This window comes from Psychrobacter sp. CAM01, from assembly GCF_032842965.1.
In the GTDB taxonomy this organism is placed as follows: domain Bacteria; phylum Pseudomonadota; class Gammaproteobacteria; order Pseudomonadales; family Moraxellaceae; genus Psychrobacter; species Psychrobacter celer.
Genome location: NZ_JAWJBL010000002.1, coordinates 24,144 through 39,321, shown reverse-complemented (window position 1 = coordinate 39,321; position 15,178 = coordinate 24,144). Strand labels below are relative to the sequence as shown.

The 15,178-nt window shown below is 48.3% G+C and carries 14 protein-coding genes and 1 pseudogene; 9 read left to right on the top strand and 6 right to left on the bottom strand.

Annotated features, from left to right (window positions below):
- Positions 1 to 253: 253 nt before the first annotated feature.
- The gene (locus R0I52_RS01120; protein ID WP_317052802.1) at positions 254 to 1,324 is read right to left on the bottom strand and encodes a DUF3025 domain-containing protein; all 1,071 of its coding nucleotides are present in this window, start codon (positions 1,322 to 1,324) and stop codon (positions 254 to 256) included.
- 114 nt (positions 1,325 to 1,438) lie between these two features.
- On the opposite strand from R0I52_RS01120, the gene R0I52_RS01115 reads away from it, so the two are divergent.
- Positions 1,439 to 2,155 carry a metal-dependent hydrolase gene (locus R0I52_RS01115; protein WP_317052801.1) on the top strand — a complete coding sequence of 239 codons (717 nt, stop codon included), beginning with the start codon at positions 1,439 to 1,441 and terminating at the stop codon, positions 2,153 to 2,155.
- Positions 2,156 to 2,199: 44 nt separating this feature from the next.
- Positions 2,200 to 2,769 carry a YchJ family protein gene (locus tag R0I52_RS01110; protein WP_317052800.1) on the top strand — a complete coding sequence of 190 codons (570 nt, stop codon included), beginning with the start codon at positions 2,200 to 2,202 and terminating at the stop codon, positions 2,767 to 2,769.
- Positions 2,770 to 2,802: 33 nt separating this feature from the next.
- Here the strand turns inward: R0I52_RS01110 and R0I52_RS01105 are convergent, their stop codons facing one another.
- From R0I52_RS01105 to R0I52_RS01095, 3 genes are read right to left on the bottom strand one after another with little or no spacing between them, the layout of a single operon-like run.
- Positions 2,803 to 3,711 carry a class II glutamine amidotransferase gene (locus R0I52_RS01105; RefSeq protein ID WP_317052799.1) on the bottom strand — a complete coding sequence of 303 codons (909 nt, stop codon included), beginning with the start codon at positions 3,709 to 3,711 and terminating at the stop codon, positions 2,803 to 2,805.
- A complete protein-coding gene (locus tag R0I52_RS01100) occupies positions 3,712 to 4,035 on the bottom strand; it encodes a hypothetical protein (RefSeq protein ID WP_317052798.1) in 324 nt (107 codons plus the stop codon).
- Positions 4,036 to 4,086: 51 nt separating this feature from the next.
- Positions 4,087 to 5,256, bottom strand: coding sequence for a homoserine kinase (locus R0I52_RS01095; protein ID WP_317052797.1), 1,170 nt, complete (start codon positions 5,254 to 5,256; stop codon positions 4,087 to 4,089).
- 188 nt (positions 5,257 to 5,444) lie between these two features.
- On the opposite strand from R0I52_RS01095, the gene hisF reads away from it, so the two are divergent.
- From hisF to glmS, 7 genes are all read left to right on the top strand, one after another.
- On the top strand, positions 5,445 to 6,227 hold the full coding sequence (gene hisF, locus R0I52_RS01090; RefSeq protein ID WP_317052796.1) for an imidazole glycerol phosphate synthase subunit HisF: 783 nt from the start codon (positions 5,445 to 5,447) through the stop codon (positions 6,225 to 6,227).
- Between the two features lie 138 nt (positions 6,228 to 6,365).
- Positions 6,366 to 6,893: a 6,7-dimethyl-8-ribityllumazine synthase gene (gene ribE / locus R0I52_RS01085; protein ID WP_317052795.1), complete on the top strand. Its 528-nt coding sequence runs from the start codon at positions 6,366 to 6,368 to the stop codon at positions 6,891 to 6,893.
- Between the two features lie 512 nt (positions 6,894 to 7,405).
- On the top strand, positions 7,406 to 8,347 hold the full coding sequence (gene nusB, locus R0I52_RS01080) for a transcription antitermination factor NusB (RefSeq protein ID WP_317052794.1): 942 nt from the start codon (positions 7,406 to 7,408) through the stop codon (positions 8,345 to 8,347).
- Between the two features lie 2 nt (positions 8,348 to 8,349).
- Complete coding sequence (thiL, locus tag R0I52_RS01075; RefSeq protein WP_317052793.1) at positions 8,350 to 9,378, top strand: thiamine-phosphate kinase; 1,029 nt, start codon at positions 8,350 to 8,352, stop codon at positions 9,376 to 9,378.
- A 3-nt stretch (positions 9,379 to 9,381) separates the two neighbouring features.
- Complete coding sequence (locus R0I52_RS01070; RefSeq protein ID WP_317052792.1) at positions 9,382 to 9,972, top strand: phosphatidylglycerophosphatase A; 591 nt, start codon at positions 9,382 to 9,384, stop codon at positions 9,970 to 9,972.
- A gap of 134 nt (positions 9,973 to 10,106) precedes the next feature.
- Complete coding sequence (glmU, locus tag R0I52_RS01065) at positions 10,107 to 11,483, top strand: bifunctional UDP-N-acetylglucosamine diphosphorylase/glucosamine-1-phosphate N-acetyltransferase GlmU (RefSeq protein WP_317052791.1); 1,377 nt, start codon at positions 10,107 to 10,109, stop codon at positions 11,481 to 11,483.
- 165 nt (positions 11,484 to 11,648) lie between these two features.
- A complete protein-coding gene (gene glmS / locus R0I52_RS01060) occupies positions 11,649 to 13,493 on the top strand; it encodes a glutamine--fructose-6-phosphate transaminase (isomerizing) (protein WP_317052790.1) in 1,845 nt (614 codons plus the stop codon).
- Positions 13,494 to 13,672: 179 nt separating this feature from the next.
- Here glmS and R0I52_RS01055 read toward each other — a convergent pair whose 3' ends face one another.
- Both R0I52_RS01055 and R0I52_RS01050 read right to left on the bottom strand, forming a co-directional pair.
- Positions 13,673 to 14,509 carry a sulfite exporter TauE/SafE family protein gene (locus R0I52_RS01055; RefSeq protein WP_317052789.1) on the bottom strand — a complete coding sequence of 279 codons (837 nt, stop codon included), beginning with the start codon at positions 14,507 to 14,509 and terminating at the stop codon, positions 13,673 to 13,675.
- Positions 14,510 to 14,645: 136 nt separating this feature from the next.
- Positions 14,646 to 15,140 (bottom strand): annotated as a pseudogene (locus R0I52_RS01050) (flavin reductase); the annotation flags it as partial.
- Between the last annotated feature and the right edge of the window lie 38 nt (positions 15,141 to 15,178).

Genomic DNA, 15,178 nt, shown 5'->3' with positions numbered 1-15,178 from the left:
AAAGCAATACTGTGTCAAAGTAGGCACTAAAAACTTTCGTTACTATCAAACCATGCAAGACAAAATCCTAAGATATACATCTTCATTAAAACAAGCTCTAAAGATGCTTATAAAACCTGACATCAGCTTGTTTTTACCATAACAAATATATAGTGCTTTGTTAACGTCTGGACGTAGTCAAATCGTGGCACAATCGTAACCGTAACAATGTGTTAGCGGGTTATTGATAAGGAGTTAGAAAAAGCCGTTTTTATTATTTTTTGCGGCGACCACTACGAAAGACAAATGGATCATCATAAAAATTAGGATCTTTATTTTCAGACCAAAAATGCGGCACACCTAAAATAGGCAGTGGCGATAAATGACGCGGTGTGACTTCGTCCTTTGATAATAATTCATTCATATAATCAGTCAACTTATCATCCAAAAAGGCGATGCGCTGCTGCGTTGACAAGGCAAAGAAATCTTGGCCGACGTTGATGACCACACTATGCGCGCACAAGGGCTTGCGCGGTGCTATTAATTGCTCAAGAAGGGCGTGACCAAAAATATAAACCGCCGCTTGCGCCTTTGGACTAGGACTTATAGGGTCATCCCACTGCGTGCGTGGCTGTACCAAACTGCCCTGCCAGTCAAAGCCAATCAACGCCTCACCAATGCTAGGACTGGCGGTGACCAATACCGCGCCGTTTTCATCAAACACAGTGATGGTATCGCGGACGCGGCCTCGACTGGCACCGACCCCTTGCTGCTCAATCTCAAGCATATGGTAGTAGTTCAGCAGGGCTTTGGTCTTAGGGAACGTCAGCCAAATACTACCGTTAAATAAGTCGTGTAAGTTGTCACGCGTCGGGATATTGCCCGTACTGCCGATGAAGCTCTCGTAAGCCTCGCCCTCTGGCAACGCATCTTGCGAGACAAACTGTAAAGTCTGCGCCTTATGGTTATATGTAGGCTTGGTGTGCGGCAGTTGCTGCTGCAAGTCGGCGGCCTGCTGATGCAATGCGGTATTTAATACTTTCGCGATGATGTCTGGTGTGTTTTGGGTACGGCTGATAAGGGCTTGAATCTCAGGAGCAGAGCTTTGAGTATCAGCGCGCTCCATGTTCCAGTTACTCGCCGCACTAAGCTGAGTGATGACTTGACTAATGGCATCTAACTGCTGCACATGACCAAGCCATGGCGCGCGCCAGTCAATCTGGGCAAAGCTGTCATCAAGTCTGCTTGCCGCTACAGCTGACGCCTGTACAGACGAATCATTTAGCAAAGGCTTATCAAAACGCGCATCTGAACGATGCAAAGAAGGCGGATTACTGGCAGTCATATCAAACTATCTCTCTTGGGCAATGGGCGGCTTATGGTATCATGGTGCGCTTTTTTACGGCTAGACGGGCAGCTCGAAACGTTGTGTTCGCGCGCTATTTATTGATGAGTTTTTATGGCAAATTTTAACACCCACTTAAATGTTGCATTTATGGTCAGCGGCACACTGAGCTTAACGGTCTATAAAGCGGGGCTGGTTGATGACTCTGGGTTTTTGATGTGTGCAGCGCTCGGTACCATCGGCGGCCTCTTGCCAGACTTGGACTCAGACAACTCAACACCGATTAAGCTTGGCTTTAACCTCATCTCTTTTGTCTTCGCTTTTGGGCTGGTGATGCATTGGCGCGGTGAGCTGAGTTTATTGGCATTGATGGTATTGTGGTTGGCAGGCTATGGGTTTATGCGTTATGTAGTATTTCATATCTTCACCACGATGACGGTGCATCGCGGCATTATCCATTCTGTGCCTTATATGGCGATATTGGGACTCGCGCTGACGTATTTAAGTTATGATATTTTGCACCTGCCTTTAACGGTGAGCTGGTTTTATGGTTTGTTTTTATTTGGCGGCGCGATGGTGCATCTGGCCCTAGACGAATTATATAGTGTCAATTTGTCCAATATGAAAATGAAGCGCTCGGCGGGTACGGCGATGAAGTTTTATCAACACAAAGACAAATGGTGGTATGTGCTGCTGTACGTTATTTTGGCGTTATTGGTATATATAGCGCCGCCGTTTGACGCCTTTTGGCAGCAGGTCAGTGATCCTGCAGCTTGGGCAAAGCTTAAGCTTGGTCTATGGCCAGAATTGATAAAAGGCTGGCTAAGTTAAGGCCGCCTCTACCAGCAAAAAATGATAAACAATGAGAGTATACTATGTCGACTTCTGCCGCCCTCCAAACCTGCCCTTGCCAAATCAACCCCGCCTCAGAGACCGCCACCGCGCCCCTACTTTATAAAGACTGCTGTCAGCCTTATCATGACAGCGTTTTAAATAAAGAAGTGAATAAAGAAGCGGATAAAACTGACGGCGTACAGGCAGAAACGGCGGAGCGTCTGATGCGCACGCGTTATAGCGCCTTTGTCTTAGTTAAGCCAGAATACATCGTCAAAACCACACTACCCGCGCAGCAAAGCTTGCTTGATGTCACAGCGATTGAGGAATGGGCCACCGAGACCGATTGGGCAGGATTAGAGGTTGTAGAACATAGAGCAAAACTTGGCAAACGGCATGCGCAGGTCGAATTTAAAGCTTATTTTAGAACGCCTGATGGCTTGCAAGCGCATCATGAGTTGTCTGCCTTTGTAAGGGTAGCAAATAAAGCCAATCATGATACGCGTTGGTATTTTCTCGACCCGACCATTCCTATGTCTGTCACCCAAAAGCAGCCTTGTATTTGTGGCTCGGGTGAGAAGTTTAAGCGCTGTTGTGGACTATATAGTTAATTCACGGTAAAACCGATACAATGCCTGCCGGCGCTATACACTGGCCCCAACCGCCCGTGCCACCGCAATGCCTTCGTCAATAGTCAAAAACTTACGTTGACTTGGGCTGTCCTTATAAATAATCTCACCCTCAGAGAATATCAAACACTCATTGACCGCCAACTGTTGCCATTTTTCATTTTCAGTCAATGGCACGGTCACCAAAATCGTCACCTTATCGGTATCGGTGGTGACATCGCTAAAGTTAATCGCCAAGTCATCGTCCGCCAGCTTCGCTTCGCCAAATGGCGCTTGGCGGGTCAGATAAAACAATAAGCTACCGGCATAAGCCAATTGCCAGCGGCCGTTGGAGATTAGGCAATTAAACAGGCCATTGGCCGATAAATAACGGCACTGCGTGGTCAAAAAGTTAAACAGCGTCTGGTCGTCAGGACGGGCTTTAAAAGTGCTTTTTAAGCGATTGACCAGATAACAAAACGCCATTTCTGAGTCGGTGCTGCCGACAGGTTGGCAGTGCGAGGCGTTGCCATTGTCTTGCAGACGCTGACAGCGCTTGATAAATTCACTATTCATCTGCCCGTTGTGAGCAAATACCCACTGCTCGCCCCAGACTTCGCGGACGAAAGGATGGGTATTTGCCAGACAGTTTTGTCCCTGCGTGGCTTTACGAATATGGGCGATGACATTCATGGCCTTAATCGGGTAACTGTTGACCAAATCAGCTACTGGCGACAGATGGCTTGGGCGATTGTCATGAAACAAACGCAGCCCCGTTGAGTCATTTGCCGTCTCGCCATTGTTGGTGCAGTCGCTACGCTCAAAAAAAGCAATACCAAAACCATCCTCATGGCTGTCCGTCATACCGCCGCGACGACGAAACCCTGCAAAGCTAAACCCAATATCGGTTGGGGTATTACAGTTCATTCCTAAGAGCTGGCACATTTATAGATCACCATCATGATTGTCGTTATGGTCGTCGTTTTTTGTAGGATGCACAGTCGCGCTTGCGCCATTTTCTGCTCCTTCATCAAACATCTCATAGGGCGTCACGCCTTCGGTATCGATACTGTCCAAGATACGTTTGGCATGCGCCAGCTCGGTATCTTGTATCCACAGTACGATACCTGAGTTCATCCCTGGCATCGCGCTTAGCGGCTGCAAGGACACAGTGATACCGTTATTACGCAGTAGATTGGCATGCAGCTCACCTTGCATATTGGTGTCATAGCGTGCCAGTTTGTGCCAGTTATCAAATTGATCGGTCATAGGGTCGCCTCTGTGGTTTGGATGCAAAAAATAGTATTGAGCAAAAAAAACTTACGCCAATTGATCGAGCGTATATTCTTTAATGCTTATGTCACGACGATTATTTAAAGTAGCACGCGCTTGCTCAGCGTGGGTGATATCGCTAAATACGCCAATGATTTGCTTGTCGCTCTTATCATTTGATAATACAAATACCGTCTTTTGCGCTTTTTCAACATGCGCCCAATGATAAGCCGCCAGACGCTTCATAAGGTCAGGATTTTTCACCATGATATTGTCGCCCGTCCGACCTTCGGTACGGTTGTAATGAATGACATTAAGACGCAAAAGCCAGAAAATCACCGCCGCTTTGGCAAGCATAACAGGTAACGCGCGTTTTTCATCGCAGTTTAGCGCGCGTTTTGACTCATATCCTTCTAGAAACGCTGCCATCTTACGACGATCAAAATGTACCAGCTCACCTTGCTCGGCATCGCCCCACGTGGTACAAAAATCATTGATGGTAATGGCGATATCCATCACATAGTGCTCGACACTGACCTCAGTAAAGTCCAATAGACCTGTCAACTTTTCCTGCCCTTTAGTCAAGTCCCATAGGGTATTGTCAGCGAACATATCGAGATGACACAAGCCTTTTGGTAAGTCGGTCAGGGGTAGATTTGAGTAAGCTTGCCAAATATCACGCATGAGCTTGGCTTCATCGCCTGGCATAAACTGCATTTCACGGTCGCGCACCTCGCTCCATGGATAGAGGGGCACGCCGTAGTCTTGTGCCGGTTGTAGCGCTTGCAGGGTTTCATGCAGCATCGCTAACGCCGCGCCGATCTCATGACACATCGCAGGCGTGGTCTCTTGCGGATGCGCGCCAGACAAGCACGGCACCAAAGTGATTGCTTTGTTTTCATAATGAATGACATAGCGTTTTTCCGTATCAGCATTATCATCAGCATCTAATTCTACCAGTGCCAATGGGGCAGCGACCGGCAGCTTGCCATCTAGTTGGTTTAATATCACCGCCATTTTTTCGATATCCTCTGGCGGGCGCTCTTCAAATAAGGTAAACACATAAGCGTGCGCGCCATCGACATCGTCCGTCGTTTGAATAAACCAGTTAGAATTTTTGATGCCTTGGGTAATCGGAATCGCGCGGGCAAATGACACGCCAAAACGCTGGCAAAAGGCGGCAAATTGATCATCAGTTAACTGGGTATAGACGGACATGACATCTCACTTTGGCAATTGGATAAGAAGATAAATAGAATAAATCTGGACGCTAATGACAATAATCGTCCCGCGTATCAGCAAACCATCATAAATAGCATAATAATCTTGTGAAAACCTGCCTGATATGGCAGCGATTTTGCTAGACTAGCGCTTATGGTTGAATTGATTATAAGGTGAAAGACCCTATGTTAGCAAAGCGTATCATTCCTTGTTTGGACGTGGACAATGGCCGCGTGGTCAAAGGCGTACAGTTTGTCGATATCAAAGACGCGGGCGACCCTGTCGAAGTAGCGCAGCGCTACAACGAACAAGGCGCTGATGAGATTACTTTTTTGGATATTACTGCCACCAGCGATGAGCGTGATACCACTTATCATACTGTCGAGCGTATGGCAGAGACGGTGTTTGTCCCCTTAACTGTCGGTGGCGGCGTGCGCAAAATCGCCGATATTCGTAACCTGCTCAATGCAGGGGCTGACAAAGTGGCGATTAACTCAGCCGCTGTGTTTACGCCTGAGTTCGTCGGAGAGGCGGCGCAAAAATTTGGCAACCAATGTATCGTCGTCGCTATCGACGCCAAACGTGTCGCTGACGTAGAGGTGGATGGCGTACTCACACCACGTTGGGAGATTTTTACCCATGGCGGACGTAAGCCGACTGGCATTGATGCCGTTGCTTGGGCAAGCAAAATGAGCGATCTTGGCGCAGGTGAATTATTGGTCACTTCGATGGACGGCGATGGCACCAAAAAAGGCTATGATTTGGCGCTGATGCGTGAGATTACCAACCAAGTCAATGTCCCTGTCATTGCTTCAGGCGGCGTGGGCAACCTACAACATTTGGCGGATGGTGTGCTTGAAGGTGGTGCTGATGCGGTGCTGGCGGCCAGTATCTTTCACTTTGGCGAATACACCGTGTCGGAGGCCAAAGCCTATATGGCAGCAAAAGGCATACCCATGCGCCTATAAGCTTGGTAAAATACAACTGCCTTGACAAAAAATGTTATCATAGCGCTATTTATTTATTTTTGTCAGTTAACTATTGAAAACAATCGAGATTTTGTACAAAAATTTTGCTTATAATGCTACTTATTCAAAGGATTTTTTATGTCAAATTTACAGCAGCAGCGCAACGATATTACCCATATCGATGGTAACTTGCATCAAAACGAAGCGGCACGTATCGGTATCGTCGTTGGCCGCTTTAATGGATTTGTCGTCGAGTCATTAGTCGACGGGGCTATCGATGCCTTACTACGTCATGGCGTATTGGGCAGCAACATCACTGTGATTCGTGTACCAGGTGCCTTTGAGCTACCCCTGGTCGCCCAGCGCGCCGGTGAGTCAGATCGTTTTGATGCCATCATTGCCCTAGGTGCGATCATCCGTGGTAGCACGCCACATTTTGACTTTGTCGCTAGCGAGTCAGCCAAAGGTCTTAGCAACGTTGCGATTGATTATAATATCCCTGTGGCCAACGGCGTCATCACCACCGACAGCATTGAGCAAGCGATTGAGCGCTCGGGCACGAAGGCGGGCAATAAAGGCTCGGAAGCAGCAATGGTCGTCCTTGAGATGCTAGCGGTTTTATCACAATTAGATGTTGATGATTACGACAATGATAATGACGCGTAATATAGTCAGTTGAAAACCAAACTGTCATAAGTTCCAAAGCGCGACTGGGATGGGTTTTACGCAGCCTCTGTGTATATAGCACGCAAGGAAGATTTATACCAGTAGTGCTATAACACTTTTAAATTGAATCTACTACATCGCAGTCGTTTTATATATTTATTATTCATTATTTATTGCTTTACTGTTTTTGATTGGCGCTGACGGGTTAAAAACTCGTGGCGCCAGTGTCTTAAAGCTCGCGGCACTGCCGACAAAACGCTGCAATTTTGCTTTAACACTCGATTGTCATCATCTGCCAGTCGATTACTATTTAACATTTTTAGTTCAAACGTCTATGCTTTTCTTATCACAGGCTATTTTTTACAATCAAGCTGATTGTACCCTGACGCTATTGGCATCAATATATTTACCTTAAAAAGTCGTTAAATAATTGATGGATACAGTCAATCAAAAAATAGTTAATAAAAGCAGTTACTCAAAACAGCCACTTAACATTCAGGTATTAACCCCCTATGACTGACCAACTCAAGCGCGCCATCAACGCTGCAAAAACCGCACAGACCGATGACCAACAAGCTGAAGCGACTCGTCTCGCAAGCAGCAGTGCCGGTGAGCAAAAATTTGATATGAGTGAGTCTTCTTATAAGACCAGTCACACCGCTGTGCGCAAAGCCAGACGCTTTGCTATGCAAGGCTTATATGAATGGCTGGTCACCGACCGCCGTTTTGATAAAGACGGTAAGCTTGGCTGGAAAGACAATGCGCCGCACGATATCGCCGCACGCACCCGTGCGACCAACGCCATGCATACGGTACATATCGGCTACTATCACGAAATGATGCGCGATATTCCCGAGCAAATCGAAGCGCTAGATGCGCTTATCAGTCAGCATCTCGATCGCGATATCGATAAATTAGACACTGTTGAGCATGCTATTTTATTGATTGGTGCCTACGAGCTGCAAACCCGCTTAGAAATTCCTTATAAAGTGGTACTAGATGAAGCGATGAAGCTTAACAATCACTTTGGCGCCACTGACGCGCACAAGCTAATCAACGCGGTGCTCGATAAAATGGCCACAGATCTGCGCGACCTCGAAGTACAGGCTGATATCAAGGCCAACCGCCGCCGCTCACAAAAAGCCACTACACCCGCCGCACAGCAGCCACAGTCACAGCCGAAAACTGCTGATGAAACCAAGGCTGGCACTAACGCTGACGACACCAGCGAGACGCCGACCACAACTGGCAAACCTCGTATCAGTGCCAACAAAGCCATTAAACGGCCACGTGCTAACAAGGCTCAGGCAAATATCAGTGATTATAGAGCCAGCAAAAAAGCCAATGCGCAGGGACATAATGAGGCAGCAGCCTCTACCACTGAGAGTACTGCCGCCGATGTGGGGCTACAGGACTCAAACCTTGTCAACTCAGACGAAAAAAGTAAAGACTAACCATGAATGAATTTGAGCTGATCGAGCGCATCTTTGCACAGATGCAAATATCGCCAGCAGGCACGGCAACGGACGTCGAAAAAGGCATCGGTGATGACGCGGCGGTGATGAGCGTGCCTACAGGCGCGCGCTTGGTCAGCTGCATTGACACTCTCGTCCAAGGGCGGCATTTTAGCGCCGACTGGGATGAGGTAAATCAATTAGCCTTTCAAATTGGCTATAAAGCGGTCGCGGTCAATGTCTCAGATATCGCCGCAATGGGCGCGGCGCCGCACAGTATTTTGCTGGCATTGGCATTGCCTGAGCGCTTAGCGACTGAGACTTGGCTCACTGAATTTGCCAAGGGTTTGTTTCATGCCTGCCAGCTCTTTGGCGTGACCCTGATAGGCGGCGATACCACGCGCAGCGATAATTTAGTGTTAAGCGTTAGCGCGCAAGGATTTTTAGCGGCTGATACACCAGCCGTCTATCGCTCAGGCGCGCAAGTCGGTGATAAAGTCTATGTATCAGGCACGCTTGGGGATGCCGCATATGCGCTGCAACATCCTGATAGTAGCCAAGGCATAGCGCTGGCGCATCGCTTGCATATGCCCACGCCGCGCATCACCTTAGGGGCCGCGCTGGCCAAAGTCGGCGCCACAGCAATGATCGATATCTCTGATGGTCTGTATCAAGACCTTGGTCATATTTGTACGCAAAGCGGCGTTGGCATACGCCTTGATTTAGAGCAGCTGCCAACCAGCCAAGCGTTAGCGAGCGTGGATGTATCTGAGCGCTTACTATGCCAGCTGGCAGGTGGCGACGACTATGAGCTTGCTTTTACTTTGCCCGCTGATATCGAGCTACTCGTCAACGATATCAGTGACACGCCAGTGACCTGTATTGGCGAGGTGATAGCATTGGCCAAGGCAGACACGGCAACAAATAAGCATGCTGAGCTGTATTATCAAGGACAGCGGGTAACACCGACGCACCCTGCCCCTTTTGCCACATGGCCCACGCTGACGGGTTACCAACACTTTACAGGTTAATCCATGACCGATCACGATCTATCCAAGCCTAACATCCGGCAAGCCAATGACTGCCCGCCTCTACCTGCCACGGCCAGCACGCTCGATCGTGTGGTTTATTGGCTTGGTATTGGTCTTGGTAGTGGCCTGCCCCGCCGTGCCCCCGGCACATGGGGGACAGTGGGCGGGCTACTCGTCGCGATACCGCTGATGAGTTTCGGCTTTTTGCCGTTTTTGATAATCACTATATTGTCTTGTGTCGTTGGTAACTCAATATGCGGCAGAACCTCCACTCTGATGGGCGGTCACGATAACCCGCATATCGTCTGGGATGAATGGGCGGGTATGTGGCTCACCTTACTGCCGATGTCTTATATGGGCGTTGCCGATAGCAGTTTTTGGCAAAATATCAGCCAAACCTCTTCTCTCATCGCGCTTCTTATCGCCTTTATCCTGTTTCGTTTTTTTGACATCATCAAGCCACCACCGATCGGCTGGGCGGACAAAAAAGTCGCCGGTGGCCTAGGTATCATGCTCGATGACATCATCGCAGGTATCATGGCGGCAATTGTTTGGATTATTCTTTATAGTAGCGTATTATCATTTGCTAACTGATGCTGCTATGAGTCGTTAGCACATTTCGTGACGCTGCAAAAAAGACGTTACAAAGATGTCACGACTTAGCAGTTTGGTTGGTTACGCATTTACGTTATAATTCAAATCACATCTTGTTACATTTGTAGGCCATTATGACTTCTCCTCTTTCGGTAATTATCCTAGCAGCGGGTAAAGGCACGCGCATGCAGTCGGCCAAACCCAAAGTCCTGCAGACACTGGCTGGCAAGTCTTTACTTGCTCACGTTTTAGATACCTGTCACCAGCTGACGGTCGATGAGACCATCATCGTGTATGGTTTTGGCGGCGAGCAAGTCAAAGCTGAAATCACCACCCAGTACGCCCAGTCAGCCATTACTTGGGTGGCACAAACTGAGCAGCTAGGGACCGGGCATGCGGTCAAGGTCACGCTGTCCGATTTGCCAAAAGACGGGCAAAGTCTGATTCTTTATGGTGATGTACCATTGGTCAGTTGCCAGACGTTAACCGCATTAAAATCGGCCAACACCAATGGCATGTCGATGCTGACGCTAACGGTAGATAACCCATTTGGGCTAGGCCGTATCAAACGTGACAACAACGGTAATATCGAAGCCATCGTTGAGCAAAAAGACGCCAGCGCTGATGAGCAAGCCATCAAAGAGATCAATAGCGGTATTTACTGCGTCGATAATGCCCTGCTCCATAAATACTTGCCAAAACTATCAAATGACAACGCCCAACAAGAATACTATCTGACGGATATCGTCAAGATGGCCGTGGCCGATGGTATCGCCATCGCTGCGATCGAGCCTGAGCATACCTTTGAGATTGAAGGCGTCAATAACCGTCAGCAGCTCGCCAGCTTAGAGCGGACGTGGCAAGGGAAATTAGTCGCCGACTTACAAGAAGCCGGCGTGCAGTTTGCCGATCCTAGTCGTGTCGATATTCGAGGAACTCTAAGCGCCGGTCAAGATGTGTTTGTCGATGTTGGTGTGGTGTTTGAGGGTGATTGTACCTTAGGCGACAATGTCTATATCGAGGCAGGATGCGTCATCAAAAACGCTCATATCGGCAATGCTTGTCATATCAAACCCTACTGCGTCATTGATCATGCCAAGATTGGCGCTGGTGTCGATGTCGGGCCTTTTGCACATTTGCGCCCTGAAAGCGTACTAGCAGACCAGAGCAAGGTCGGTAACTTTGTCGAAATCAAAAAATCCACCATCGGTCAGGGCAGCAAAGTCAATCACTTAAGCTACGTGGGCGACTCGATCGTCGGGACAGGCGTCAATATCGGTGCAGGTGTCATTACCTGTAATTATGATGGCGTCAATAAGTCACAAACCATCATTGAGGACAACGCCTTTATCGGCTCCAATGCCAGCTTGGTGGCGCCGGTTACCATCGGTGATACAGCGACTGTAGCGGCAGGCTCGGTGATTACCAAGGATGTCGATGCTAGTGCCTTAGCGTTTGGCCGCGCTCGGCAAACGCAAAAAGAGAACTTTCAGCGTCCAACTAAAAAATAAAGACGGCGGTGATCGTCAACTCGATAAAAACGATAGTAAGACCACTAAGGCAGTACGACAATAATTTGTGGTGCTGCTTATTTATATTGACAGATTAATGATTATCCATGTATTGGCATCTTTTCAAATCACATGGTATGAGAACATAAAATTTAAGGAATAATTATGTGCGGAATCGTTGGAGCAGTTGCTGAGCGTAATATCGCCAATATCTTACTTGAAGGACTAAAACGTTTAGAATACCGCGGCTACGACTCCGCTGGCCTAACGGTCATTCGTGATGGCGAGCTACATCGCGAACGCCAAGTGGGCAAGGTACAAGCCTTAGTCGATGCCGTCGCCGTCAATCCTGAATTTTTTGATGGTCATATCGGTATTGCCCATACCCGCTGGGCGACACATGGCGAGCCTGCCCAACGCAACGCCCATCCGCATATCTCTGGTAAGATCGCGGTGGTGCATAACGGTATCGTGGAAAACTATGCTGAGCTTAAAGAAACGCTGGTAGCAAAAGGCTACGAGTTTACCTCACAGACCGATACCGAAGTCGTTGCGCACTTAATCAATGATATCTATAAAACCACACCTGACTTATTAGAAGCGGTGCGTGCGGTCATTCCTATGCTGCACGGCGCGTTTGCCCTTGGTATCGTACATATCGACTGCCCAGACGAGCTCATCACGGTACGCCTAGGGTCACCGCTGGTCATCGGTGTGGGGATCGGCGAGAATTTTATCGCGTCCGATCAGCTAGCACTTCTGCCCGTGACCAACCGCTTTATGTATCTAGAAGAAGGCGATATCGCCAAGCTGACACGCGATAGCATTGACGTTTATGCAGACGGTGTAAAGGTAAAACGTCAAATACATGAGATTGACGCCGCCCAGCATAATGCTGATAAAGGCGAGTTTAGACATTATATGCTCAAAGAAATCTACGAGCAGCCAGATGCAGTTGCTCGTACCATTGAGATGGCAGTAGATAGCGATGCACCGTCTAAGCTGCGCGACGACTTTTTACAGCATCATGAAGCGCAGTTAAAAGGCATTAAACAGGTCCAAGTCATCGCTTGTGGTACCAGTTATCACGCAGGCTTGGTGGCAAAGTACTGGTTTGAAAGTCTCATTCGTGTGCCGTGCTCAGTCGAAGTGGCTAGTGAGTTCCGCTACCGCAATCCAGTCGTCGTCGATAACACACTGGTCATTTGCATCTCGCAGTCTGGTGAGACAGCCGATACCTTATCGGCGCTACGCGATATTCAAAAAAACACCCCAGCCAGTCTTGTGAGCTTGGCACTGTGCAACGTACCGACGTCGTCTTTGGTGCGCGAGACCGATATCTTTTTGCCGACGCTGGCGGGCCCTGAGATTGGTGTCGCTTCCACCAAAGCTTTTACCACTCAGCTGGCCGCCTTGATGCTGCTGGTGTTAAAGGTAGGCGCCGTCCAAGCGCGCATGACAGACGAAAAACTGAGCACGCTGCTAGAGAAATTACAAGCGCTGCGCGGCCAACTGCATGCCAGCTTACACCTCGATGCGCCTATCAAAGTCATGAGCGAGCATTTTGAATATAAGAAAAGCTGCTTATTTTTAGGTCGCGGTTTACAATTTCCTATTGCACTAGAAGGCGCATTGAAGCTAAAAGAGATCTCTTATATCCACGCTGAAGGCTATGCGGCCGGCGAGCTAAAACACGGCCCATTAGCCTTAGTGGATAAAGACATGCCAATCGTGGTGCTCGCGCCAAAAGACAGTATGTTTGATAAACTCAAAGCCAACATGCAAGAGGTACATGCGCGCCATGGCGAGCTGTTTGTCTTCGCTAGTGAAGAGAGCAAGATGATTGCAGAAGATAGAATGCACGTGGTCTATGTGCCTGAGGTTTGCGAGATACTTGCCCCTATCGTCTATAGCATACCTGTGCAGCTGCTGTCATACCATGTGGCCGTGATGCGCGGTACAGATGTCGACCAGCCTCGTAACCTCGCAAAATCAGTGACGGTCGAATAATACAAATCATTGATTTTAAATGGTTTTTTATGAATTAAACCATTATATAACACTAAACCCTGTGCTGTCTAGCATTACTAGATAGCACAGGGTTTAGTGAACGTTGTTAGCCAAAATAATATGCTTAGGGCGTGTTCTCTCTCTAAAGAGAACACGCCCTATTATACAAATATCATTCTCTAAACCAGCCCTTTATACAGAAAATAAAACCCAACGACGGTCAATAACACCGCAAAGCACTTCTTTAACAATTGCGGTGATAATATATGAGCGACTTTTGCGCCCAATTTTGCGGTAAAAAAGCTCATGATACTAATACCTAAAAAGGCATAAATATGCACAAAGCCGATGGTATTGGGCACATCTACTTGCTTTTGCATACCAAAGAGCATAAAACCTAGAGCGCCTGCCACCGCAATCGGCAGACCGCACGCCGCTGAGGTGCCCACCGCTTTTTGCATCACCACATTATAACGCGTCAGATATGGCACCGTTAAGCTGCCACCACCAATCCCAAAGATAGCAGAGGCAATACCGATGACGCCGCCTGCTGCGAGCTGCTTGGGTTTTGATGGTAGTGCTGTATTGCGATAGTTGGCACCACTACTGGCGCTATTGGCATTATTCATGGCTTGTTTTTTACCAGCAAAAAACATCTTATAAGCGACCCACAGCAAAAATACCCCAACAACAATCTGCAGATACAACCCAGAGATTTGCCCAGCAATCCCTGCACCCAAAAAACACCCAAGCGCCATACCAGGGGCCAGATTTTTAAAGACCGGCCAGATGACGCCGCCCTTTTTATTATGCGCCATCAAGGAGCTGATCGAGGTGACGATAATGGTGGCAAGCGATGTCCCTAACGCCAGGTGCATAATCGCGTCGGCATCATAACCCATTTGGGTAAAGACGATAAACAATAGCGGTACGATGATGGTACCACCGCCTACCCCAAACAGCCCTGCCGCAAACCCTGCGAGCGCGCCTATTACTAAAAAAATGATTAATTCCACAGGATAGCTACTTCTTATTTGATTTTGGTGAAAGGATGATTGTATTGATACACGCGTGCCCTGCATTTATGCCAAGTCTGTCTGACCCACGCGCGCGTAGGCTCGATGTCTTAGAAATATCCAAGATAAACTCATCTTTTGTCTGACCCACGCGCGCGTAGGCTCGATTAAAATATACCAAACTCTCATCGTTGATACCTGCTGAGCCAGACTGTTTGATGGCGACCACGCGGCACATAAACACACTATGTGTGCCCACTTCTTGCACCTGTTCAATCTCACAATCAAAACTCACCAGCGCATCTTCTAACACAGGCGCGCCAGTGCTCAGCTCCGTCCAAGCGCCATGGGCAAATCGCTCTGCTGAGCTGAGCCTTGAGGCAAACACATTAGATAACTGTTGGTGCTGAGCGCCCAACACATTGACGCTCAGCGTTTTATTGTCGATAAAATGACTGTGTGAGCGCGAGGCTTGGTTCATACAGACGAGTAGCGTCGGTGGTGTGTCTGTGACACTACATACCGCAGAGGCGGTAAAACCATGTCGGCCTGTGTCTCCGTTTGTAGTGACCACGTTGACTGCTGTCGTCAACAAAGACATGGCCTCTCTAAAACCGCTTGCTTCAATCATCGCTTTTATCCTCAGTTAGCATGTGACCCGTGCCAGAC

Bases quoted from the DNA above. Each gene is read 5' to 3' on its own strand.
- R0I52_RS01105 (WP_317052799.1), bottom strand. From the start codon at position 3,711: ATGTGCCAGCTCTTAGGAATGAACTGTAATACCCCAACCGATATTGGG.
- R0I52_RS01100 (WP_317052798.1), bottom strand. From the start codon at position 4,035: ATGACCGATCAATTTGATAACTGGCACAAACTGGCACGCTATGACACC.
- ribE (WP_317052795.1), top strand. From the start codon at position 6,366: ATGTCAAATTTACAGCAGCAGCGCAACGATATTACCCATATCGATGGT.
- R0I52_RS01120 (WP_317052802.1), bottom strand. From the start codon at position 1,324: ATGACTGCCAGTAATCCGCCTTCTTTGCATCGTTCAGATGCGCGTTTT.
- thiL (WP_317052793.1), top strand. From the start codon at position 8,350: ATGAATGAATTTGAGCTGATCGAGCGCATCTTTGCACAGATGCAAATA.
- nusB (WP_317052794.1), top strand. From the start codon at position 7,406: ATGACTGACCAACTCAAGCGCGCCATCAACGCTGCAAAAACCGCACAG.
- glmS (WP_317052790.1), top strand. From the start codon at position 11,649: ATGTGCGGAATCGTTGGAGCAGTTGCTGAGCGTAATATCGCCAATATC.
- R0I52_RS01095 (WP_317052797.1), bottom strand. From the start codon at position 5,256: ATGTCCGTCTATACCCAGTTAACTGATGATCAATTTGCCGCCTTTTGC.
- R0I52_RS01070 (WP_317052792.1), top strand. From the start codon at position 9,382: ATGACCGATCACGATCTATCCAAGCCTAACATCCGGCAAGCCAATGAC.
- hisF (WP_317052796.1), top strand. From the start codon at position 5,445: ATGTTAGCAAAGCGTATCATTCCTTGTTTGGACGTGGACAATGGCCGC.
- glmU (WP_317052791.1), top strand. From the start codon at position 10,107: ATGACTTCTCCTCTTTCGGTAATTATCCTAGCAGCGGGTAAAGGCACG.
- R0I52_RS01110 (WP_317052800.1), top strand. From the start codon at position 2,200: ATGTCGACTTCTGCCGCCCTCCAAACCTGCCCTTGCCAAATCAACCCC.
- R0I52_RS01115 (WP_317052801.1), top strand. From the start codon at position 1,439: ATGGCAAATTTTAACACCCACTTAAATGTTGCATTTATGGTCAGCGGC.